The 21,304-nt window shown below is 56.9% G+C and carries 16 protein-coding genes; 9 read left to right on the forward strand and 7 right to left on the reverse strand.

Going from position 1 to position 21,304, the window contains the following annotated elements; translation table 11 throughout:
- Positions 1 to 180: 180 nt before the first annotated feature.
- Positions 181 to 1,236: an S-methyl-5-thioribose-1-phosphate isomerase gene (gene mtnA / locus C7436_RS17940; RefSeq protein ID WP_121208654.1), complete on the forward strand. Its 1,056-nt coding sequence runs from the start codon at positions 181 to 183 to the stop codon at positions 1,234 to 1,236.
- On the opposite strand, the gene C7436_RS17945 is transcribed toward mtnA, so the two are convergent.
- From C7436_RS17945 to C7436_RS17960, 4 genes are all read right to left on the reverse strand, one after another.
- Positions 1,229 to 2,011, reverse strand: coding sequence for a helix-turn-helix domain-containing protein (locus C7436_RS17945; protein ID WP_014421954.1), 783 nt, complete (start codon positions 2,009 to 2,011; stop codon positions 1,229 to 1,231). The two genes, mtnA and C7436_RS17945, sit on opposite strands and share 8 nt — an antisense overlap.
- 3 nt (positions 2,012 to 2,014) lie before the next feature.
- On the reverse strand, positions 2,015 to 4,180 hold the full coding sequence (locus C7436_RS17950; protein WP_121208655.1) for a carboxy terminal-processing peptidase: 2,166 nt from the start codon (positions 4,178 to 4,180) through the stop codon (positions 2,015 to 2,017).
- A gap of 244 nt (positions 4,181 to 4,424) precedes the next feature.
- A complete protein-coding gene (locus tag C7436_RS17955; protein ID WP_121208656.1) occupies positions 4,425 to 6,575 on the reverse strand; it encodes a 3-hydroxyacyl-CoA dehydrogenase NAD-binding domain-containing protein in 2,151 nt (716 codons plus the stop codon).
- A 29-nt stretch (positions 6,576 to 6,604) separates the two neighbouring features.
- Positions 6,605 to 7,813, reverse strand: a complete 1,209-nt coding sequence (locus C7436_RS17960; protein ID WP_121208657.1) for an acetyl-CoA C-acetyltransferase — start codon at positions 7,811 to 7,813, stop codon at positions 6,605 to 6,607.
- Positions 7,814 to 7,999: 186 nt separating this feature from the next.
- Between C7436_RS17960 and C7436_RS17965 the strand changes: the two genes are divergently transcribed.
- The gene (locus C7436_RS17965) at positions 8,000 to 8,263 is read left to right on the forward strand and encodes a late competence development ComFB family protein (RefSeq protein ID WP_014421950.1); all 264 of its coding nucleotides are present in this window, start codon (positions 8,000 to 8,002) and stop codon (positions 8,261 to 8,263) included.
- A gap of 4 nt (positions 8,264 to 8,267) precedes the next feature.
- On the opposite strand, the gene C7436_RS17970 is transcribed toward C7436_RS17965, so the two are convergent.
- The gene (locus C7436_RS17970; protein ID WP_121208658.1) at positions 8,268 to 10,715 is read right to left on the reverse strand and encodes a DUF349 domain-containing protein; all 2,448 of its coding nucleotides are present in this window, start codon (positions 10,713 to 10,715) and stop codon (positions 8,268 to 8,270) included.
- 154 nt (positions 10,716 to 10,869) lie between these two features.
- Between C7436_RS17970 and C7436_RS17975 the strand changes: the two genes are divergently transcribed.
- A complete protein-coding gene (locus tag C7436_RS17975; RefSeq protein ID WP_121208659.1) occupies positions 10,870 to 11,346 on the forward strand; it encodes a regulatory protein RecX in 477 nt (158 codons plus the stop codon).
- Between the two features lies 1 nt (position 11,347).
- Here the strand turns inward: C7436_RS17975 and mltF are convergent, their stop codons facing one another.
- Positions 11,348 to 12,856 carry a membrane-bound lytic murein transglycosylase MltF gene (mltF, locus tag C7436_RS17980; protein ID WP_121208660.1) on the reverse strand — a complete coding sequence of 503 codons (1,509 nt, stop codon included), beginning with the start codon at positions 12,854 to 12,856 and terminating at the stop codon, positions 11,348 to 11,350.
- 270 nt (positions 12,857 to 13,126) lie between these two features.
- On the opposite strand from mltF, the gene purL reads away from it, so the two are divergent.
- Together purL and C7436_RS17990 are read left to right on the forward strand one after the other, a co-directional pair.
- A complete protein-coding gene (purL, locus tag C7436_RS17985) occupies positions 13,127 to 17,032 on the forward strand; it encodes a phosphoribosylformylglycinamidine synthase (RefSeq protein ID WP_113880553.1) in 3,906 nt (1,301 codons plus the stop codon).
- A gap of 451 nt (positions 17,033 to 17,483) precedes the next feature.
- On the forward strand, positions 17,484 to 17,795 hold the full coding sequence (locus C7436_RS17990; protein WP_014421945.1) for a YqfO family protein: 312 nt from the start codon (positions 17,484 to 17,486) through the stop codon (positions 17,793 to 17,795).
- 7 nt (positions 17,796 to 17,802) lie between these two features.
- On the opposite strand, the gene C7436_RS17995 is transcribed toward C7436_RS17990, so the two are convergent.
- A complete protein-coding gene (locus tag C7436_RS17995) occupies positions 17,803 to 18,351 on the reverse strand; it encodes an NUDIX hydrolase (protein ID WP_011785941.1) in 549 nt (182 codons plus the stop codon).
- Positions 18,352 to 18,446: 95 nt separating this feature from the next.
- On the opposite strand from C7436_RS17995, the gene C7436_RS18000 reads away from it, so the two are divergent.
- Genes C7436_RS18000 through purT form a run of 4 tightly spaced genes read left to right on the forward strand, consistent with a single transcriptional unit; the run spans position 18,447 to position 20,955 of the window.
- On the forward strand, positions 18,447 to 19,034 hold the full coding sequence (locus C7436_RS18000) for an NUDIX hydrolase (protein ID WP_022992909.1): 588 nt from the start codon (positions 18,447 to 18,449) through the stop codon (positions 19,032 to 19,034).
- A gap of 1 nt (position 19,035) precedes the next feature.
- Positions 19,036 to 19,572, forward strand: a complete 537-nt coding sequence (locus tag C7436_RS18005) for a gamma carbonic anhydrase family protein (RefSeq protein ID WP_121208661.1) — start codon at positions 19,036 to 19,038, stop codon at positions 19,570 to 19,572.
- A complete protein-coding gene (locus tag C7436_RS18010; RefSeq protein WP_011785938.1) occupies positions 19,569 to 19,751 on the forward strand; it encodes a DUF1289 domain-containing protein in 183 nt (60 codons plus the stop codon). Before C7436_RS18005 ends, C7436_RS18010 begins: the two co-directional genes overlap by 4 nt.
- A gap of 1 nt (position 19,752) precedes the next feature.
- Positions 19,753 to 20,955 (forward strand): formate-dependent phosphoribosylglycinamide formyltransferase, encoded by a 1,203-nt coding sequence (purT, locus tag C7436_RS18015; protein ID WP_121208662.1) that lies wholly within the window; start codon positions 19,753 to 19,755, stop codon positions 20,953 to 20,955.
- Positions 20,956 to 21,304 lie beyond the last annotated feature (349 nt).

A 21,304-nucleotide genomic window follows, 5' to 3' on the forward strand; every position in this document is an offset into this window, starting at 1 on the left:
CACCGGAGGCGCCTTGAAATTCAATGGGCAAGTATAACCAGCGCGGTCAGGCAGAACTACCCCGGTGGCGGCCGCTGTGCTGCGATTTTCCAGACATTCATCAAGCCTCTTCAAATCAGGGCAGTCAATCTGGTTTGATAGGGCTATACTCGCTGTTTTTCTTTGGTTCGGGAGTTTTTTATGGCAGGTCGATCTTCCAATCGTTCCATCGGGACGGTGGCAATGCGCTGGCACGGGGACAGGCTGGAATTGCTGGATCAACGCCTGCTCCCGGCAGAGGAGCACTGGATTGTTGCGGATGGTGCCTCGGCGGTGGCCCAGTGCATAACGGATATGGTGGTGCGTGGGGCACCGGCCATCGGCATCAGTGCTGCGTACGGGGTGGCCCTGGCAGCCCGCCACGCAGGCGGAGGCGATTGGCAGGCCGAGATCAAACAGGCTATTCGAGTGTTGGCGAAATCCCGGCCTACGGCGGTGAACCTGTTCTGGGCGCTGGAGCGCATGGAAAAGGTGTTCCACGCCTGTCATTCTCTGGACGAAGCCACTGATCGGCTGGCGGCAGAGGCTGTTCGTCTGCATGAGGATGACCTGGCGGCCAACCTGGCCATGGCGGATTTTGCTCTGGAGGTGATGAATCCCGACAAGCCTGTCGCAGTGCTGACCCACTGTAACACCGGTGCACTTGCCACCGGAGGATACGGTACCGCGTTGGGGGTGATTCGCCGTTTGCACGAGGAAAAACTGCTGAAACGGGTCTATGCCGACGAAACCCGGCCCTGGCTTCAGGGCAGCCGGCTAACCGCCTGGGAGCTGACCCGTGACCATATTCCCGTTACGCTCAATGCCGATGGCGCGGCAGCGGCCATTATGGCTTCCGGCAAGGTTAAATGGATTGTTGTGGGTGCCGACCGGATAACTGCCAACGGTGATGTGGCGAACAAGATTGGTACCTATAACCTGGCGGTCCTGGCGCGGCACCACAAGATCGGGTTTATGGTGGTGGCTCCCTCCAGCACCGTCGATATGTCGCTGGAGTCCGGCAAGGATATTCCGATCGAAGAGCGGGAGGGCACCGAGGTGCGTGAAATCCGCGGGATTCCCCTGGCGCCCGCCGGCGTTCAGGTCTTCAATCCGGTCTTCGACGTGACACCGGCCAGCCTGATTGATGCCATCGTGACCGAGAAGGGCGCAGTGCGTAACCCCAACATCACCGGAATGCGGGCGCTGTTTACCTGATATTCCGTTTTGCCCCGGAGCTGGTTGCCGGCTTGTCCGGCGCTGGCTCGGCGGTCTTCATGCCAGCTTTCAGTTCTGCCACTTCCTTTTCCTGCTGTTCTATAAAATGCAGCGACATTTCAAAGCTCTGGCGGGTAAATTCCAGCACTTTGCGGAAGCCTTCATCCGACAGGTTTCTGGCATCGTCGTGCCGGCGGAAGATGTTGATGAATTCCCGTTCCCGCTCGAACTGGAGCGGAATCCGGCCTATGCCCCAATCGTTGAGTATCTGCCACACCTCGGGATTATAGTTGCGGGTGGTGCGCATGATAAACGGGATCGGATCGTTGCGGGCCACCAGGGCGGCGAGTCTCAGGATCAGCTCGAAGGAGAGGGTGGAGGTGCCATTTTCAATGGCTTCCAGCAAAGACTTGTCTTTGAGGTTCAGGGCTTCACTCATTTCCGAGAGCGTGAGGCCCGCAACTTCCCGTATGTCTTTCAGCGATTGGCCGGCTGTCAGCATGGCCCGCAACTGATCCTGAGAGTTAATCAGGGCCCGACCGACCCGCAGGGACGTGTCGGTTGCCCGGGCGCCCAGGCGAAGTGCCGAACCCGTCAACCCGGCTATACGTTCCAGCATACCGTCTGGGGTTTTATCTTTCGGGCCAGAGGATTCCAGGCCCTCAGCTTCGTCCATGGAATACATGGCGTGCAGGGCGTCCAGTAGCATGTCCCGGAACACCCGGGCACGCTGTTGGGTACTCTGACCGCTTTCCCCGGACGGCTGCCCAGCCATGATTTATGGTGCCTCAGTCTTGGCCGCAAACTGGGTGGGCATCAGAATGGACGCCATACGTTGATCCAGCTCCAGCAGGTCGGCCATGATGTGCCCGCCTTCCTGGATGACGAAATCCAGTTCTTCGTCGGTGTTGTCCAGATCTGCCGCCTGTTGATCCTGCCAGTCTTCCAGAGCTTCCAGGTCTTCAAAAGGTTCTTCGCCCTTCAGTTCCCTGCGGGCATTGGCGATGGTCAGGCGGGTCTGCTCGATCTGGTTGTGCTGGTTCTTGCGCTCGTCCACGTTAAGGCTAACGTAATCCATCTGCCGCTGGCGGTTAAGGAACTCGATTTCCTTCTGCAGCAGCTTGAACTCCGGGTTGGTGGCGAACCGCTCTTCGTGGCGATTCCGCAGTTCGTCAATCACGCCGGTAAAGTCGAAATAGCGGGCATGGGGAACGGCCTCAATCTGGTCCCACGGCAGGGCGTGGTCCAGAGCGTCCTCACCAATTCGGGTTTTATCGATGCGCGACGGGATTTCGATGTCTGGAATCACCCCTTTGTGCTGGGTGGAACCGCCGGAAACCCGGTAAAACTTGGACTGGGTGATTTTCAATTGACCGTGGTTCAGTGGCCGAACGGCCTGAACCGTGCCTTTGCCGAAGGTTTGGGAGCCAACCACCAGGCCTCGACCATAATCCTGGATAGCGCCGGCGAAAATTTCAGAGGCGGAGGCGCTCATCCGGTTGACCAGCACCACCAGAGGGCCGTCGTAGACCACGGACGGATCCTCGTCTTCCAGTACCTGAACATCGTTGTTGGCGTTACGGATCTGGACCGTGGGGCCTTCGTCGATAAACAGGCCAACCAGGTCGTTGGCTTCGTGCAGTGCGCCACCGCCGTTATTACGAAGATCCATGACCACGCCATCCACGCCGCTGGCCTTGAGTTCCTCAATCAGTTTACGCACGTCGCGGGTGGTGCTTTTGTAATTTGGATCGCCAGCCTGCATGGCCTGGAAATCGGCGTAGAAGGTGGGGATATTGATGACCCCGATACGATAGGTCTCGCCGTTTCGGTCCAGTTCAATCACGTCTTTGCTGGCGCTTTGCTCCTCCAGCTTCACCTCGTCGCGCTTGATGGCGATGGTGCGGGTGATGGTCTCGTCGCTGGCGTTGGCCGGGATTACTTCCAGGGTTACGGTGGAATTACGGGGGCCGCGGATCAGATCCACCACCTCGTCCAGGCGCCAGCCGATCACGTTTACAGGCTTTTCATCACCCTGGGCAACCGAGACGATGCGGTCGGCAGGCTGCAGCTGACCCTGCTTGGAGGCCGGGCCACCGGGTACCAGGCGCACTACCTTGGTGTACTCGTTATCGGATTGCAGTACCGCGCCGATGCCCTCCAGCGAGAGACTCATGTTGATGTTGAAGTTCTCGGAGGTTCGGGGCGAAAAGTAGGACGTGTGAGGGTCCCACATACCGGTAAAGGCATTCATGTAAGCCTGGAATGCATCTTCGCTGCGGGCCTGGTACGCGCGTTTGAGTTGCCCTTCATAGCGGCGGCGCAGCGTCTCTTCGATCGCTTCATCGTCTGCGCCGTTCAGTCTCTGGGCCAGAACCGCGTTTTTAATACGCTTCGTCCAGAGCTCGTCCAGAGCGGCCTGGTTTGCCTCCCAGGGCGCCTCGGAACGGTCGACGCGAATCCTGTCATCGGCAGCGAAGTCCAGTTGCTCAATACCGTTGTCAATGAGCCCCAGGGCGAACTTCAGGCGTTCGATAACCCGCTGTTGAACCAGGTTGTAAATATCAAAGCCAGGCTGGAGTTGGCCGGTTTTGAGCGCTGACCCCAGGTGTTTCTTGACCCGGGAGAGGGCATCAATGTCTTCCTGGGTCAGGTAGATTCTCTGGCTGTCCAGGTAATTCAGGTAGGCATCGAAAACATCGCCGGACAGTTCGTCGCTGATGCCGAGATTGCGGAAATGCGTGAACTGCAGCTGCCGGGCAATCAGAATATTGGCGCGGGCCTGGTCAATAGTGGGCGCAACCGGCTCATACCTGGCGGAGTCGTCAATCTTTGCGTAGGCGCCGGAGACAAGGAGGCCCAGGGCCAGAGCCGTGACCGCGCCTGCTTTCCGGGTGAGGGAAGTCAGGGAAGGGCGCTGCATGGAGTTTTCCGCAATGGTCATAAATGCATACCTGAAGCTACTGGGAATCGCCACCAATGACAATGGGGGTGAATACCCGTGACTGTTCGATTTATTGTAGGCAACCGCTACACCTGTTGCCATAGGCCAGGGGTATAGCTTCGTGACAATATGTCCATATACGTTTCAGCCTGAGGCTAACTATGGGGGCGTGTGACCGGAAGAAAACTGTCGGGAGTGTGAGGGCAGAGGTGGCCGGAGGGTTTGGGCCCTCCGGCCGGCAGGGTCAGCTAAAGGTTTCGTTGCGTTCGGCTTTCTGAAGCAACAGCGATGGCGGCGTGAATCGCTCACCGTACTGGTCTGCCAGCTGCTGCGCCCGCTCCGCAAAGGCCCGAACGCCATACTGGTTGACGAACTGGATGGCACCGCCGGTCCAGGGCGCGTAGCCAATACCGAAGATGCTGCCAATGTTGGCGTCTTCCACGGTTCTCAGCACACCCTCCTCAAGACAGCGGATGGTCTCGATGGCCTGCATGAACAGGATGCGATCTTTCAGATCCTGCAGCTGCACACGGCGTGCCTTGTCCTGGTCCACGAACAGGTTCTCCAGTTCCGGCCACAGGTATTTTTTGCCCTTCTCCGGATACTCGTAGAAACCGGCACCGGCGGCTTTGCCCTTGCGTCCGTGGGTATCCACCATGGCATCGATGACGGCTTCGGCCGGATGCGGCTGCCAGGTACCGCCGGCGGCTTCCGTGTCTTTCTTGCTTTGGGCGCGGATGTGCTGCATCAGGGTCATGCTGACTTCGTCAGAGATGGCCAGCGGTCCTACCGGCATGCCGGCCAGCAGTCCGGCATTCTCGATGCTTGAGGGGTGAATGCCCTCGGCCAGCATGCTGATACCTTCGTTCACGAAGGTGCCAAATACCCGAGAGGTAAAGAAGCCGCGGCTGTCGTTCACCACAATGGGAATCTTGCCTGTCTGCTGCACGTAATCGAACGCCCGGGCCAGGGTGTCATCGGAGGTTTTCTCGCCGACGATGATTTCCACCAGTTGCATCTTGTCCACCGGGGAGAAGAAGTGCAGGCCGATAAAGTTGTCCGGCTTGGCCGAGGCCTGGGCCAACTGGGTGATGGGGATGGTGGAGGTGTTGGAGGCAAAGATGCCGTTAGCGACCATTTTCGGCTCGGATTCCTGGGTAACCTTTGCCTTCAGATCGCTGTCTTCAAAGACTGCCTCGATGATCAGGTCGCAACCTTCCAGGTCGTCGGCAGAGGCGGTGGCGTTGATGCGGGCCAACACTTCGTCTTTCTGGGCTTCGGTCATGCGGCCGCGACTGACTTTCTTCGCCAGGAGATTTTCGGAATAGCTTTTGCCTTTCTCGGCGTTTTCAACCGAGACATCCTTCAGCACCACCTCAATGCCGCGGCTGGCAGTGGAGTAGGCGATACCAGCGCCCATCATGCCTGCACCCAGTACGCCGACTTTCTTGAAGCTTTCCTTTTCTACGCCATCCGGGCGACTGCCGCCGGCCTTGATGGCGTTGAGCTGGAACCAGAAAGTGCCCGTCATGTTTTTGGCCACCTGGCCGGTGGCCAGCTCGGCAAAGTAACGGGTTTCAATCAGGCTGCCATTGTCGAAATCCACTTGGGCGCCTTCCACCGCTGCTGCCAGAATCCGTTCCGGTGCCGGATAGCAGCCTTTGGTCTTCTGTTTGAGCATGGCCGGTGCAATGGCCAGTTTCTGGGCCATGGCCGGATGGTGCGGAGCTCCGCCGGGGAAGCGGAAGCCTTTCTGATCCCAGGGTTGCTGGCACCTGGGATTGGCTTCGATGAAGGCCCCGGCCTTGGCGATCATGTCTTCCGGTGAGCTGGCGAGCTCATCCACGATACCGGCCTTCAGAGCGGCTTTTGGATTTACCTTCTTACCCTCCATCAGGAATGGGAAGGCGGCTTCCAGGCCAATCATCCGGGGCAGTCGCTGGGTGCCGCCACCGCCGGGCAGCAGGCCCAGGGTGACTTCCGGTAAGCCCAGTTGGGTCCGGTCATCATCAATGGCAACGCGATGATGGCAGGCCAGGGCGAGTTCCAGGCCACCACCCAGAGCGGTGCCGTTGATAGCCGCCACCACAGGTTTGCCACAGGTTTCCAGCACCCGCATGTCGGCTTTCAGGCCGTTGACCATGTCTTCAAACTCTTTGGCCTGTTCGCGGGTCACTGTGTACAGCTCATTCAGGTCGCCGCCGGCAAAGAAGCTTTTCTTGGCGGAGGCAATGATAATGCCTTTGACATTATCCAGGTCGCTTTTGACCTTATTGACGGCTTCGGTCAGTGCAGTTCGAAACTCGCCATTCATGGTGTTGGCGGACTGGCCCGGCATGTCGATGGTCAGGGTCAGAATCTGGTCTGAACCCAGGTCGTATTTGATGGCACTCATGGTCGGTTCCTTTTATATGAAAGTGGCGTTCAGACGCGCTCGATGATGGTGGCAATGCCCATGCCGCCGCCCACGCACAACGTGGCCAGGCCGTAGCGCAGTTCACGGCGTTCCAGTTCATCCAGCAGGGTGCCGAGGATCATGGCGCCGGTGGCACCCAGTGGGTGGCCCATGGCGATGGCGCCGCCGTTCACATTCACTTTCTCGTCCGGAACGGACAACTCTTTCTGGAAGCGCATCACCACCGACGCGAAGGCTTCGTTCACTTCAAACAGGTCGATCTGGTCCACCGTCATACCGGCTTTCTCCAGTGCCTTGCGGGCAGCCGGGGCAGGGCCGGTGAGCATAATGGTGGGGTCTGTGCTGGTAACCGCAGTGGCAACGATGCGGGCGCGTGGCTTGAGGCCGAGCTCCTTGCCCTTGGCTTCGCTGCCAATCAGCATGGCGGTGGCACCGTCGACAATGCCGGAGGAGTTGCCGGCGTGGTGCACGTGGTTGATCTTCTCCACGTAGTGGTATTTTTCCCGGGCGACGCCGTCAAAGCCCATCTCGCCCATCATCTGGAACGAGGGCTTGAGGCCTGCCAGGGATTCCACGGTAGTGTTGCCGCGAACATGCTCGTCCCGGTCCAGTATAACCACGCCGTTCTGATCAGTAACCGGCACGATGGATTTGGCGAAATAACCCTTTTCCCAGGCGTTGGCGGCTTTTTGCTGGGACTTCACGGCAAAGCCATCGACATCTTCACGAGTGAAGCCTTCCAGAGTAGCGATCAGGTCGGCGCCGATACCTTGAGGCATGAAACCTGTATGCAGGTTGGTTTCCGGGTCGGTCGCCCAGGCCCCTCCATCGGAACCCATGGGTACGCGCGACATTGCTTCTACACCACCGGCAACCACCATGTCTTCCCACCCGGAGCGCACTTTCATGGCGGCCAGGTTCACGGCTTCCAGGCCGGAGGCGCAGAAGCGGTTCAGGGTTACGCCGGCGACTTTCTCATCCCAATCAGCGGCCAGTGCCGCCGTCTTGGCGATATCCGCGCCCTGGTCACCCACGGCGGTGACGCAGCCCATGACGACATCATCTACCTGAGAAGTGTCGAGCCGGTTACGCTCTTCCAGAGCCTTGAGCACGGTAGTGAGCAGCGTGATCGGCTTAACGCTGTGCAGTGAACCATCTTTCTTGCCGCGGCCGCGGGGGGTGCGAACGGCATCGAAAATGTACGCCTCGGTGGTCATATCTGTTCCTCTGATTGTTATCCGGGCTTGTTTTCAAAGAGTGATAACCATAGCGGTTCAGTGTAGTCCTCGGTAATGACAGCCGCTGCCAATCCCATTGGCGAAATTGCTCAGGGACAATGACACAAACGCTTGTGACTTCTATCTTGAATAAAGATTGATCCTATAAAGTAGGCAGGTGTAACCATGTCTCTGAGAGATGCTATCGATAATTTCTACGAAAGGCTGGTGCTGGATGCGATCGATGCGACCCGGGAGGAGTCGGACACAGCGGATTATCTGACCGACGTGATGTGTGTGGCTCTGAATCGTTTGCCGGCCAGGTACTATCGGCACACCATCGATATGATGTTCTACCTTGCCGATGAGGAATTAAAGGAGATGAAAGAAAAATCCCTGGCTGCGGTCAGGCAAGCCAGGGATTTTGTAAGGCAGCATCAGAGAGAATGATGCTTTAGTGCTGCAGGCGGCTTTCCAAAGCCTGAACCAGTCGACCAGCATGTTCTGCGCTCTGGTCGTTCATCTCCGGGTGCAGGCACCAGAGTGCGATCAGCCTTTCCAGTTCCTGCTCAGGTGTGGTTTGATCGCCACCACCCAGACCTTCGGCCAGACGCTGAACCTGGATTTCCATACGCCGTCCCTGGTCTGAGTCCGGAGTCTCCTGGCCGGCAACGATCTCCGCCCTGATCACCAGGTCTCTACCTGTAAGAGAGGTCGCGCCGTTAACCAGATTCTGCCAGTTTGAAGGAACCTGTTCCGGGGCAATGGCGCCACTCACACGCTCTTTGATCAGAGTCTTCCAGTTATCCAGTCTGGCTTTCAGCTTTTTGCGCTGCCCCAGCTCTGTCAGATGCTGACGAAGGTCTTGTACTTCGCCCCGAACCGGTCGTGAAAGCGGCATATCGGCTAACGGCCTGAGTTCGGTTTTGGCTTCATTGATCAGCGCATCGTCAGCCTCTGTGCCGAGATCGCGGTATTTGGCAACCACTGCGCGAGCGTCGGCGTCAGCCTTCTCGGTCGCTTGTTGCTGTGCAGACCGCTGGGCATCGCGTCGCTCGAAGATCTGGTCGCAGGCTTGGCGGAACGCCTGCCAGAGCTTGCGATCTTCGCGGTGGCGGGTGATACCGATACGCTTCCATTCCGATTGCAGGGCTTTGGCCTGATCCATGGCCTCCTGAAGAGGTTCATGGTCAATCAACGCCTGAGCCCGCTCGACAATCGCCTGTTTGGCGGCCTCGTTTTTCTGTCGCTCCTCGTCCAGGGGCCGCTCCAGGTTCTTCAGCAGGTCGTCAAACCGCTTCTGTACCTGGCGGTTATCCCGGAAGTCTACCGGCCAGGCCGCTTTCCATTCCTGACGGGCGGTCTGATGAATCCGTTCGGCACCTTTCCAGTCAATACTGGTCCAGTCTGCCTGCGCGAGGAAGCGTTCAAGTTCCTCACAGATGGCTTCCCGTTTCTGCAGATTGGCCTGTTTGAGATCGGCTTTTGCCTCGAAGTAGGCTTTGCAGGGCTCATAGGCCTGATCGGACGCCGCTTTGAAACGATTCCAGAGGGTTCGGTCGGACGAGCCGCCGAGTTCTCGCCATTCGTTCTGCAGTTCTTTGATTCGCTCTGCCTTGGCCTCCGGCTCCATCGGTTGTTCCGCCAGATATTCCATCTGTTCGCACAGAGAGACCTGCTTGGGCTCGGTGGCGAATCCCTGCCAATCGCTCAGTTCCCGGAACTGGCCGGCAAGTAACTGCATCTTGGCCTGGACGTTCTTGCGGTGGCGATCATCAAGCGCCTGAAACTGGTTCTGGGCTGTTTTCAGGAGCTGGCGGGATTCACGGAACTGTTTTGCTTCCAGGGCGGCTTCCAGTTTGGGCAGTGTGGTATTGAGAGCGGCCGCATTTGCTTGCTGCTGTTCCCGGGTTCCGTCTGACGTGGGCTGGGCGCGCGGCTTGCCGGCCAGGGCCCGCAGTTCTGCAAGGGCCTGGGGTAGCGGGAAACCCTGCGGCCAGGCCACTTCCTGAAGCAGTGCTTTTGCGACAGCCTGAGGGCTGTCGATATCGTTGCTTTCCAGCTCACCGATTTGTGGTCGTGCCAGATTCAGGCGCCGCACCGCACCAAGGTAGTTGCGCAGAGCCAGCATGGCCTGTTCGTATTGCTTCTGCTCCTGTTTGTCCACCTGGGTGTCCCGCGTGGCTTCCAGCCATCGGTTTTCCTGGGTTTTCTGCAACGCATCGAGGGCAGATTCTGAGGGAAGTCCAGAGGGCGCTGCGGCTTTAAGCTGGTTCAGGGTTTGCTGCAGCAGTTCCAGCGTTTCCTGCCGTTGCTGCTTCTGATCAAGGTGCCGCTGCTCTTCCTGGCGCGTCTCATCCAGTTGCTTCTGGCGTTCACGAATCTGGTGGACCGCTTGCAGGAATTGTTGGGTCTGCTCTGCGCTGGCCTTGTTTTCAACGCTTTGCCAGTGGTCCTGGAGAGCGTTCAGTCGGGCCTCGTAGAGCTTGGTGTCTTCGCTTCTGGCCTGCTCCTGTGCCTGGCTGACCAGTTCAGTGATGCGATGCTGTATGGCCGCTTCGCTGGCCTGTTGTTCCTTCAGGGTTTGAAGTGACTGTTTGACAGTCTGGTAAACACTTTTATCGCGGCCTTTTGCCTGTTTCAGCACCGCCTGTAGGTGCTCTTCCTGGTTAATCTGGCTCGCTGCCTGCAATCGAATGGCGGAGGTCACACCTTCTATTGCCAGAGCCGCGAGTTCCGATTGCTCAGGGCTGGCGTCAAGCTGGCGTTCCTGCTGCTGGCGCAACTGCTGTCGGTTGTCTTCTTCGGTTGGTTGGTTGCTTTGCTGTTTTTCGGATGCCTTGTCGCTTACGGGTGAGAGGGTTTTGCGGTTCTTGAACAATTTCTGAATGAATGCAGCCATAAACGGTATCCTTGGGATTGCAACCAGTTTGCGGTGGCGGCAGAGTATCTCCGCCTTCCGGCCCGATCAGGTGTCTGTTTCGGGTAGTGTGTTTGCGGGGGTGCCCCGGGACGCTAAGTCTATCGTTTTGCAAGTCATCGCGGAAAGGGCCTGTATGGCAAAAGATCAAAAACATGACGATCCGGAATACCAGGCTCGTTCGGTAGCGCTGCGCCTGCTGGCCCGCCGGGAGCACAGCCGGTATGAACTGGCGCTCAAGCTGCGGCAGCGCAGGATTCCACCGGATGTTTTTGACCCGGTGCTGGATGAGTATGAGTGTGAAGGCTGGTTGGATGACGACCGGTTCTCGGAGATCTATACCCGCCAACGCATCGAGGCGGGTTACGGGCCGCTGCGAATACTGGCCGAACTGCAGCAGCGTGGAGTGAATCAGACTCCGGCGTGTCTGTCGTCCGTCGCAGAAGAAGAGTGGTGCCGGAGAGCGGTCCGGGCCCGTGATAAACGGTTCGGACTGGCTGATGTGCAGGAGGATCTGCCTGAAAAGCTCCGCCAGGCCCGATTTCTGGCCCGGCGTGGATTTTCATCATCTCAATCCGAGCATGCCTTGAGCGCGGGACCGGATGATGACTGATTCAGAGTGTCGGCGGTATCAACCGTAGTTCCGGAGGCAGATCAGCGCGAAGATCCGGCTGAGACTCGCTGGCCGGGGCATCGGAGCCAGCTTCGTTGTCGCCAAGCCAGGCCAGTTGATCTTCAAGCCCGGGCGCTGAAGGTGCGTCCGGTTCGGTAATCCGGACCAGAACGTCGTAATACCGTCGGATATTCTGCACGTAAACCACCGGTTCGTGCCCGCGTGCGTACCCGAACCGGGTTTTGGTGTACCACTCTTTCTGTGCCAGCAGCGGCAGAAATTCCTTCACATCCATCCATCGGTCCGGGTCTTTTCCGGCGGATTCAGCCAGGCGTCGGGCATCTTCAAGATGTCCAAAGCCGACGTTGTAGGACGCAAGCGCAAACCAGGTGCGATCCGGCTCCGGAATTCGTTCCGGGATGCGCCCGTGCACCATCCGGAAATAGCGGGCCCCGCCCTCAATACTTTCCTCGGCATCCAGTCGGTTATTAATGCCGATATAATTGGCGGTGGTGCGGGTGAGCATCATCAGACCGCGTACTCCGGTGGGGGAGACGGCGTTGGGGCGCCAGTGGGATTCCTGGTACCCGATGGCGGCCAGCAGGCGCCAGTCCATGCCGGATTCCTCGGCATAATCCTGGAACAGTGACTGATAGCGGGGCAGGCGGTTCTCAACATGGTGCATGAAGGTTCGGGCGCCGACGTAATTCAGTCTGTCCAGGTGGCCGTAGAACCGTTCCGCGAGCTGGGCCATGGTGCCGTTGTTGTTCATCCTTTCCATGAAGGCTTCGGCGGCCTGCACCAGGGTATCGTCCTGAGCGGTTGGAAACAGCCAGACAAGATCAGTGGACTCGTTCAGTGCGAACGCTTCGTAAACCTTTGGGAAGAAGACGTGGTTCAGATCCAGCTCATTGGAAGCCACCGCCGCATAGCCGAATTCCCCGCTTTCCACCCGGGCCAGAAGACCGGCAGCATCCAGCCCCGGATGTTTCTGAATGATGGGGCCAGCCTCGTTCCCGGGATCAGCAACAAGGTGCTCATGGTTGCTGTCGGCCAGCATATGGATGGTTTCGGAGGCGAGATCTTCCAGTGATTCCGGTGCTGGAACTTCTTTGTTATAGACGATAACCGATTGCGCGGCGACACCTATGGGCACCGAGCGGTACTGCTCGCCAAAGTCGGGCCGTTGTGTCAGGCCAGCCAGACCGATGTGTGCGTAGTTTCTGGACAGGACAGAGAGGATTTCAGAATTGTCGTCGGCAACCCGAACTCGCAGTTCAACCCCGAGTTCGTCGGCAAACAGTCTGGCCAGCTCGTAATCGTAGCCGGTGTCCTGTTCCCGATCCTGGTAATAGATAGAAGGCGCAACCCGGGTGATGACGTGCAAAACGCCTTCTTCCCGGATTTCCTGCAGCGTTGTGGGCTGCGAGCAGCCTGTGGCAAGGAGAACTGCCAATACAATGCTCAACTGCGCACTACTGCGTCGGAAAGTGCTGATAAATCGTGACAAATCCCTGCTCTCCGCTACACGCTCAATGGTCAGGATGGTCCGGGAGGTGCTCCCATGCTCCTGCTTTTTGATGCTTCTTGCTTTCCATGCATAGTCTCAATGATCACTGCTGAGGGCGAAATGGTCAATTGGTCTGGTTAATAACTGTGCAAAAGAATGTCAATTTTACACCGCGGAAAGAGGCCAGCTTCCGCTGTAACCTGAAGTCGGTTTCAAGTATCATTGCGGCCTTTCAGACGTCCCCCGATTCGCGCGATACAGGTTGATATCATGCTTGAACTTCGCGGCGCGCCAGCGCTCTCGCCTTTTCGTTCCCGCAAACTGCATTCCCGTATACAGGAAATGGTGCCGGGTGTAGAACATGTGTATGCCGAGTTCATGCACTTTGTGGATCTTGATGCCGACCTTTCCGATTCGGAACAGGCCATCCTGGATCGCCTGCTTACCTATGGTCCCAGTGTCCAGGTTGAGCAGCCGGATGGGATTTTATTCCTGGTGGTTCCGAGGCCGGGCACGTTATCGCCATGGTCCAGCAAGGCGACGGATATCGCCCGTAATTGTGGCCTCCGGCAGATTCGCCGAATTGAGCGCGGCATTGCCTACTATGTAAAGGCCAGCAAGAAACTTGGCCTGGAGCAGCGCGAGCAGATCGCAGCACTTCTCCACGATCGTATGACTCAGAAAGTGTTCCACGAGATGGGCGGCGCAGAACTTCTGTTCAGCCACGAAGAGCCTCGCTCTCTGGGACGGGTACCGGTGTTGTCTGGTGGCCGGGATGCCCTGGTGGAAGCAAATGGCCGGTTGGGCCTGGCGCTGGCGGACGATGAGATTGATTACCTGGTCAAATCCTTTGTCGGCCTGGAGCGGGATCCGACGGATGTTGAGCTGATGATGTTTGCTCAGGCCAACTCTGAGCACTGCCGCCACAAGATTTTCAACGCGTCCTGGGATATCGATGGGGAAGGCCAGGAAAAGTCCCTGTTCGCGATGATTCGCAATACCTTCGAGATGAACAGCGAGGGCGTGCTGTCGGCCTACAAGGACAACGCCGCGGTGATCGCCGGCAGCGAAGCCGGTCGCTTCTTCCCGAATCCGGACACGGGTGTCTACGGCTATAACCGGGAGCCGGTGCATATCCTGATGAAGGTGGAAACCCACAACCACCCGACTGCGATTGCCCCCTTTTCCGGCGCGGCCACAGGCTCTGGTGGCGAAATCCGGGATGAAGGCGCGACCGGTCGTGGTTCCAAGCCGAAAGCCGGTCTCACCGGTTTCACCGTTTCCAACCTGAATATTCCCGGCGACGAGCAACCCTGGGAAATCGGCTATGGCAAGCCGGACCGGATTGCCTCTCCCCTGGATATCATGATTGAAGGCCCCATTGGTGGGGCGGCCTTTAACAACGAATTCGGCCGTCCTAACCTGGCCGGTTACTTCCGGACCTTTGAAGAGAAGGTGCCTGGCGCCGCCGGTGAAGAGGTCCGTGGGTATCATAAGCCGATCATGATTGCCGGTGGTCTGGGCAACATTCGCGAGCAGGACGTAGAGAAGGGCAATATTCCGGTCGGCGCCAAGCTTATCGTGCTGGGTGGTCCGTCCATGCTGATTGGCCTTGGCGGGGGCGCAGCCTCTTCCATGGACTCCGGTTCCAGTAATGAGAATCTGGATTTCGCTTCGGTACAGCGCGACAACCCTGAAATGGAACGGCGTTGCCAGGAAGTTATCGACCGTTGCTGGCAGATGGGCGACAAAAACCCGATCTGCTTCATTCACGATGTCGGGGCCGGCGGCTTGTCCAATGCCATGCCGGAGCTGGTCAAGGACGGTGGCCGTGGCGGCAAATTTGAGCTTAGGGATATTCCCAGTGACGAACCGGGCATGTCGCCCCTGGAGATCTGGTGTAACGAGTCTCAGGAACGTTACGTTATGGCGGTTGCGCCTGAAAACCTGGATCTTTTCGATGCTCTGTGTCGTCGCGAGCGCTGCCCGTATGCAGTGATTGGTGAGGCGACCGAGGAACATCATCTGGAGCTGGGTGATTCCTACTTCAACGACAAGCCCGTGGATCTGCCGATGGAAGTGCTTTTCGGCAAGCCCCCACGCATGCATCGCAGTGTTAGCCGTTCCTCCTTTACCAAGCCGATTTTCGATTCCACGAAAATTGATCTTCACGATGCCGTTCGGCGGATTCTGCGTCTGCCCTCGGTTGGTTCCAAGAGTTTCCTGATTACCATCGGTGACCGGACTATCACCGGGCTGGTGGCCCGGGACCAGATGGTGGGCCCCTGGCAGGTTCCTGTCAGTGATGTGGCGGTAACCGCAGCATCTTTTGATGTGCGCACCGGTGAAGCCATGGCGATGGGTGAGCGCACACCGCTTGCGGTGATTGATGCGCCGGCGTCTGGCCGAATGGCTGTGGGCGAAACCATCACCAACCTCGCGGCGGCGCCGATCGCAAAGCTGTCGGATATCCGGCTTTCCGCCAACTGGATGGCTGCTGCAGGTCATCCGGGCGAGGACGAGAACCTTTACGAGACCGTTCGCGCTGTGGGTATGGAGTTGTGCCCGGCGCTGGGTATTACCATTCCAGTGGGCAAGGACTCCATGTCCATGAAAACCGCCTGGGAAGAAGATAATGGCGAGCAGAAGAGCGTCACTGCGCCGCTGTCGCTGATCGTCAGCGGTTTTGCTCCGGTGACCGACGTTGCCCGCACCCAGACACCTCAGCTGCGCACGGATGCCGGTGAAACGGATCTTATTCTTGTTGACCTGGCCGCTGGTCAGAACCGTCTTGGCGGATCTGCGCTGGCGCAGGTTTATCGTCAGGTGGGTGCTGTGGCGCCGGATCTGGACGACCCCGAGGATATCAAGGCATTTTTCGCGGTTATTCAGGGCCTCAACGCCGATGGCAAGTTGCTGGCCTATCATGACCGTTCCGATGGTGGTCTGTTCGTCACCCTTGCGGAAATGAGCTTTGCTGGCAGAACCGGTGTCGATATCAAGCTGGATGGCCTCGCGGAAGACGAATCCCAATTTGCCCGCGAACTCTTCAATGAGGAACTGGGTGCGGTTATCCAGGTGCGCCGTGAAGACACTGATTTCGTTCTCCAGCAATTCTCCGGTGCCGGGCTGGGAGATCACACCAGTGTCATTGGTACTCTGAATGACAAGGATCGGGTTCGGTTGTTGTTTGCCGGAGAGCCGGTTCTGGATGAGGCGCGCACAGATCTGCAGCGCCTCTGGGCAGAAACCAGCTACCGCATTCAGTCTCTTCGCGACAATGCCGACTGTGCCCGGGAAGAATTCGAGAACCTGCTCGATGCCGAGGATCCGGGGCTGAGTGCTGATCTGACCTTTGATCTGAATGAAGACGTCGCGGCACCATTTATCAATACCGGCAAACGGCCGAAAGTGGCGGTGTTGCGGGAGCAGGGCGTAAATGGGCAGGTTGAGATGGCGGCAGCCTTCGACCGAGCAGGCTTTGAAGCGACGGACGTTCACATGAGTGACCTGCTATCCGGTCGCATCAGCCTGGAGAAGTTCCAGAGTCTGGTGGCTTGTGGCGGTTTCTCCTACGGTGATGTGCTGGGTGCTGGTGAAGGCTGGGCCAAGTCCATCCTGTTCAACGACCGGGTGCGTGATCAGTTTGCTGCGTTCTTTAATCGCCAGGATACCCTTGCCCTTGGTGTCTGCAATGGTTGCCAGATGCTATCCAATCTGCACGAGCTGATTCCGGGCAGTGAGGGCTGGCCCCGCTTTGTTCGAAACCAGTCAGAACAGTTCGAAGCGCGCTTGGTGATGGTTGAGGTTACTTCCTCACCATCCGCCTTCCTGGATGGCATGACTGGCTCCCGTATGCCGATCGCGGTTGCCCACGGTGAGGGGAGGGTTGAGTTCGCTTCCGGCACGTCAGCCAAGGCGCTGTCGGATAACGAATTGGTTGCTCTCCGATATGTCGACAACCGTGGCCGGGAAACGACCCGTTACCCCTATAACCCCAACGGTTCAGAGTCTGGTATTACCGGTATTACCACACGGGATGGTCGCGTGACCATCATGATGCCCCATCCGGAGCGGGTGTTCCGGGCCGTTCAGCACTCCTGGCGCCCGGATACCTGGCAAGAAGATGGTCCCTGGTTGCGCATGTTCCGCAACGCCAGAAAGTGGTTTGGTTGATTCGCTGAATCGCAGCTGAAAAGAGAAGTGAAAAGCCAGCCTCCGGTCTCTGTTTCCAAGAGAGTCGAGGCTGGCTTTTTTTATTGTCGGTTGGTTAAGCCGGTACCTTTGATGTCAACCCCAAATTCAACCCCTGATGCCCTAAAATAGTCTGTAAATTTGCTGTCTCGGGGCTTGACTAGACAACTTTATGCACATTTCCGGTGCCGCCCTGGCCGTTCTGTGAGCAAACATTGAGAATTAAGTTCAGTTTTTGTGCGAAACCTTTAACCTATTGATATTAAAGGAAATAAAATCATGGGTGAAAATGTCGGCAATTTAAGAGAAGTCCAGTATTCATGGGGCTTTGGGGACGATTCCCAAAAACTTTCCCCAGAGTTATCCACAGAATCTGTGAGTAAGTTTGAATTCTCTAATGCTGGGTGATATTTGATCAGTCAGGGAGGTGTCCGTGTATAAATTTTGCTACTTCGTACCTGAGAGTCATCTGGAACAAACCAAGCAGGCACTGTTCGATGTTGGTGCCGGAAAAATTGGAGAATACGACAGTTGTGCCTGGCAATGTGAAGGCCAGGGACAGTTCCGACCGCTGGCGGGAAGCGATCCGTTTCTGGGGCAGCAGGGGCAATTAGAAACGGTGCGGGAATATAAAGTGGAGTTAGTGTGCGACGACAGCCTCATAAGAGATGCGCTAGCCGCATTGAAGGAAGCACATCCTTATGAAGAGCCGGCTTATGAGATCTTTCGGCTGGTTGATCTTTGACGGCCGGTCAGGCTTTTTTTCCCATTGGGTGGCGGATATCACTGACGTGAACGCCAAACCGCTCTGTCTCCATATCGATAAGAAAAAGCTCAAGGGTTTTGCGTACGGTTGGAAACGATATCTCGTCCCATGGGATCTCGCCGGGGGAGAAAAGGCGGGACTCCAGGGATTCTTCTCCGGCGCCGAATTGCCCGTCTTTAAGGCTGGCGCGATAGAACATGTGAACCTGGTTGATATGCGGCACATCGATGATGGAGTAAAGGCCTTCGATGGTGACGTCGGCAAGGGCCTCTTCCAGCGTTTCCCTCGCTGCAGCCTCAATGGTTGTCTCGGCATTTTCCATGAAACCGGCGGGCAGGGTCCAATAGCCGTAACGGGGCTCGATCGCGCGCCGGCATAGAAGTATCTGGCCTTCCCAGACCGGAACTGTACCCGCCACAATCCTCGGGTTCTGGTAATGTATGGTCTCGCAGCTGACACATACGTAGCGGTGCCTGTTGTCACCCTCCGGAATGCGTTGTTCGACCGGATGGCCGCATGTGCTGCAATACTTCATTAGTTTCCCCGTATACTGAGTGTCTGTTGATGATCAGTTTAACGATCCCGGCTGTCTGTGTCTCATGCAAAATCGGGATGCCACTGGAGTAGCGAGTGCGAGACCTATTAACTGAAAAATTATCCAATTATGCCCCTCGACAGCTGGCACTGGATTATCCGGAAGCCGGTATTCTGGTGCCGGTAACGGATGATGAAAATAATCCGGAAATGATTTTCACCTTGAGGTCTGCCAACCTGAAAACCCATCGTGGCCAGGTGTCTTATCCGGGCGGCAAGCGGGATCCCGAAGATTCGTCGCTTGCGGCCACTGCGTTGAGAGAGACCCATGAAGAAATCGGGTTGCCTCCCGACCAGGTGGACGTCATCGCACCATTAAGCCAGGTCATGTCACGCTACGGCATTCTTGTAACACCCTACGTAGGGGTTGTTCCAGGCGATCATCCGGTGGTGCCCAATCCCTATGAAATAGAAAGCGTGTTTCGGGTACCGCTTTCCTTCTTTCTGGAAGACAGGCGGGAGCGCACCGATGCCCTCAGTTTTCTGAACCACACTTTTTATGTGCCCTGTTATCGCTGGGAGCGTTACCAGATCTGGGGGCTGTCCGCGGTTGTTCTGGTCGACTTTATGAACGCCGTGTACGATGCCGGAATCGATCTGCTCGAACCCCCTCAAGGAGGCTGATATGTTTTACGAGCTCGAAGACAAGCGCCCCCAGGTAGTTGGCGATGGTCAGTTTGTTGCTGAAAACGCCGTTATCATTGGCAATGTCCGGTTGCTGGAGAAAAGTAGCGTCTGGTTTAACGTGGTTATTCGGGGCGACAACGAGTGCATCACGGTTGGTCCTGAATCCAACGTTCAGGATGGATCGGTGTTGCACACCGATCCGGGGCTGCCTTTGACCATCGGCCGGGGTGTTACTGTCGGTCATAAGGTGATGCTGCACGGATGTGATATCGGCGATTATTCACTGATTGGCATAAATGCGGTGGTGCTCAATGGGGCAAAGATCGGCAAACATTGCCTGATTGGTGCCAATACACTGATTCCTGAAGGTATGGAAATACCGGATGGTTCGATGGTTGTGGGCTCTCCTGGCAAGATCAAGCGTGAACTGAACGACAATCAGAAGAAAATGTTGGAAATGAGTGTGGCGCATTATGTTCAGAATGCCACGCGTTACCTGGAGAAACTTAAAGCGTGTGATCCGGAGCAGAAATGAACAGGGCCGATCGGGTGCGCTCACCCTGCGTAAGCGTGTGCGCCTTAGACGAGAACGATGTTTGCATAGGGTGCCATCGTACCAGTGACGAGATTCTTCACTGGACTCGCATGACAGACGATGAACGCCGAGAAGTTTTGAAACTGGTGGCAATACGTGAACAAAAGGTAGCTCTATAAGATGACCGATAACACCAAGACCAGCGTCAGATTGGGTACACCTCTTAAAAGCAACTCGTTCCGGGTGCTTTTTTGTGGTTCCGGGGAATTGGGCAAGGAAGTTGTGATTGAGCTCCAGCGCTTCGGCGTTGAAGTGATCGCCATTGATCGATATGCCGATGCACCGGCAATGCAGGTGGCCCATCGTTCCCATGTTGTCGACATGCTGGACCCTGTGGCTTTGCGGAGCGTCATCGAGAAAGAGCGCCCGAACCTGATTGTTCCGGAGATAGAAGCTATTGCCACCCCGGAGTTGGTCAAGCTCGAGCAGGAAGGTTATCGGGTGATACCCAGTGCGCGGGCGGTGAGCCTGACGATGAATCGTGAGGGTATTCGTCGGTTGGCTGCGGAAGAGCTCGGGTTGCCAACGTCACCGTATCGGTTTGCGGGTACGCGGGAAGAATATTTGCAGGCGGTTGCGGAAGTCGGGCTTCCCTTGGTGGTAAAACCAGTGATGAGTTCGTCTGGCAAGGGGCAAAGTACAGTAAAGACCGAAGCCGATATTGAAAGAGCCTGGGAGTACGCACAAACCGGAGGCCGAGCAGGAAAGGGCAGGGTAATCGTCGAAGGCTTTGTCGATTTCGACTATGAGATTACTTTGCTGACGGTGAGGCATAAAGAGGGGGTAACCTTCTGCGAGCCCATTGGTCACAGGCAGGAAGATGGTGACTATCGCGAATCCTGGCAGCCGCAGCCGATGAATGACCTGGCATTACAGCGTTCAAAAGAGATCGCCCGTGCTGTGGTGGAAGATCTCGGCGGTTACGGCATCTATGGTGTTGAGCTGTTTGTGAAGGGTGAGAACGTCTGGTTCTCGGAGGTCTCACCTCGCCCTCATGACACGGGACTGGTCACGCTTGTATCCCAGGACCTGTCCGAGTTTGCTATCCACGCCAGGGCCATACTGGGTATTCCCGTTCCTGTTGTTCGACAGAATGGTCCCAGCGCGTCGGCGGTCATTCTGCCGGAGGGAAGCTCCACAGAAGTTTCCTATACCGGCCTGGAAGAAGCCCTGGCACAACCGGGAACCCAGCTACGCCTGTTCGGAAAACCGGAATTACAAGGCAGGAGGCGAATGGGGGTAGCGCTGGCGTTGGGTAGCTCCATAGAGGATGCCCGGGAGAAAGCTCGCACTGCAGCAAGCTCTATAAAGGTCGAATTCTGAAAGCCTGATCCCTGAATCCATGGTGAGGGGTGAAAATCCGGGTGATTTTTGGTCGTTCTGGTTGTATTCTGAACAGCTCGATAGGTGGAAACCGAAGCCCGGTAAAATAAATTGAAAATGGGCGTTGACAGTTTTCCTGAGGGCTGTAAAATGCGCACCACTTCTGAGGGACACGGCAGACAACACCGGTTCACGAGGAACGCAACTACTTGAAAGTGTTCGAAAATTTGCTTCAAAAATTCTTCGAAAAAAGTGGTTGACAGGGCAGCGGAACGATGTAGAATACGCGGCCTTGATTGAGCAACAGCTCAAACGCTCTTTAAAAAGTTAACCAAGTAATTCGTGTGGG

Source organism: Marinobacter nauticus (assembly GCF_003634635.1).
Lineage (GTDB): Bacteria > Pseudomonadota > Gammaproteobacteria > Pseudomonadales > Oleiphilaceae > Marinobacter > Marinobacter nauticus.

Bases quoted from the DNA above. Each gene is read 5' to 3' on its own strand.
- mtnA (WP_121208654.1), top strand. From the start codon at position 181: ATGGCAGGTCGATCTTCCAATCGTTCCATCGGGACGGTGGCAATGCGC.
- C7436_RS17945 (WP_014421954.1), bottom strand. From the start codon at position 2,011: ATGGCTGGGCAGCCGTCCGGGGAAAGCGGTCAGAGTACCCAACAGCGT.
- C7436_RS17950 (WP_121208655.1), bottom strand. From the start codon at position 4,180: ATGACCATTGCGGAAAACTCCATGCAGCGCCCTTCCCTGACTTCCCTC.
- C7436_RS17955 (WP_121208656.1), bottom strand. From the start codon at position 6,575: ATGAGTGCCATCAAATACGACCTGGGTTCAGACCAGATTCTGACCCTG.
- C7436_RS17960 (WP_121208657.1), bottom strand. From the start codon at position 7,813: ATGACCACCGAGGCGTACATTTTCGATGCCGTTCGCACCCCCCGCGGC.
- C7436_RS17965 (WP_014421950.1), top strand. From the start codon at position 8,000: ATGTCTCTGAGAGATGCTATCGATAATTTCTACGAAAGGCTGGTGCTG.
- C7436_RS17970 (WP_121208658.1), bottom strand. From the start codon at position 10,715: ATGGCTGCATTCATTCAGAAATTGTTCAAGAACCGCAAAACCCTCTCA.
- C7436_RS17975 (WP_121208659.1), top strand. From the start codon at position 10,870: ATGGCAAAAGATCAAAAACATGACGATCCGGAATACCAGGCTCGTTCG.
- purL (WP_113880553.1), top strand. From the start codon at position 13,127: ATGCTTGAACTTCGCGGCGCGCCAGCGCTCTCGCCTTTTCGTTCCCGC.
- C7436_RS17995 (WP_011785941.1), bottom strand. From the start codon at position 18,351: ATGAAGTATTGCAGCACATGCGGCCATCCGGTCGAACAACGCATTCCG.
- C7436_RS18005 (WP_121208661.1), top strand. From the start codon at position 19,036: ATGTTTTACGAGCTCGAAGACAAGCGCCCCCAGGTAGTTGGCGATGGT.
- C7436_RS18010 (WP_011785938.1), top strand. From the start codon at position 19,569: ATGAACAGGGCCGATCGGGTGCGCTCACCCTGCGTAAGCGTGTGCGCC.
- purT (WP_121208662.1), top strand. From the start codon at position 19,753: ATGACCGATAACACCAAGACCAGCGTCAGATTGGGTACACCTCTTAAA.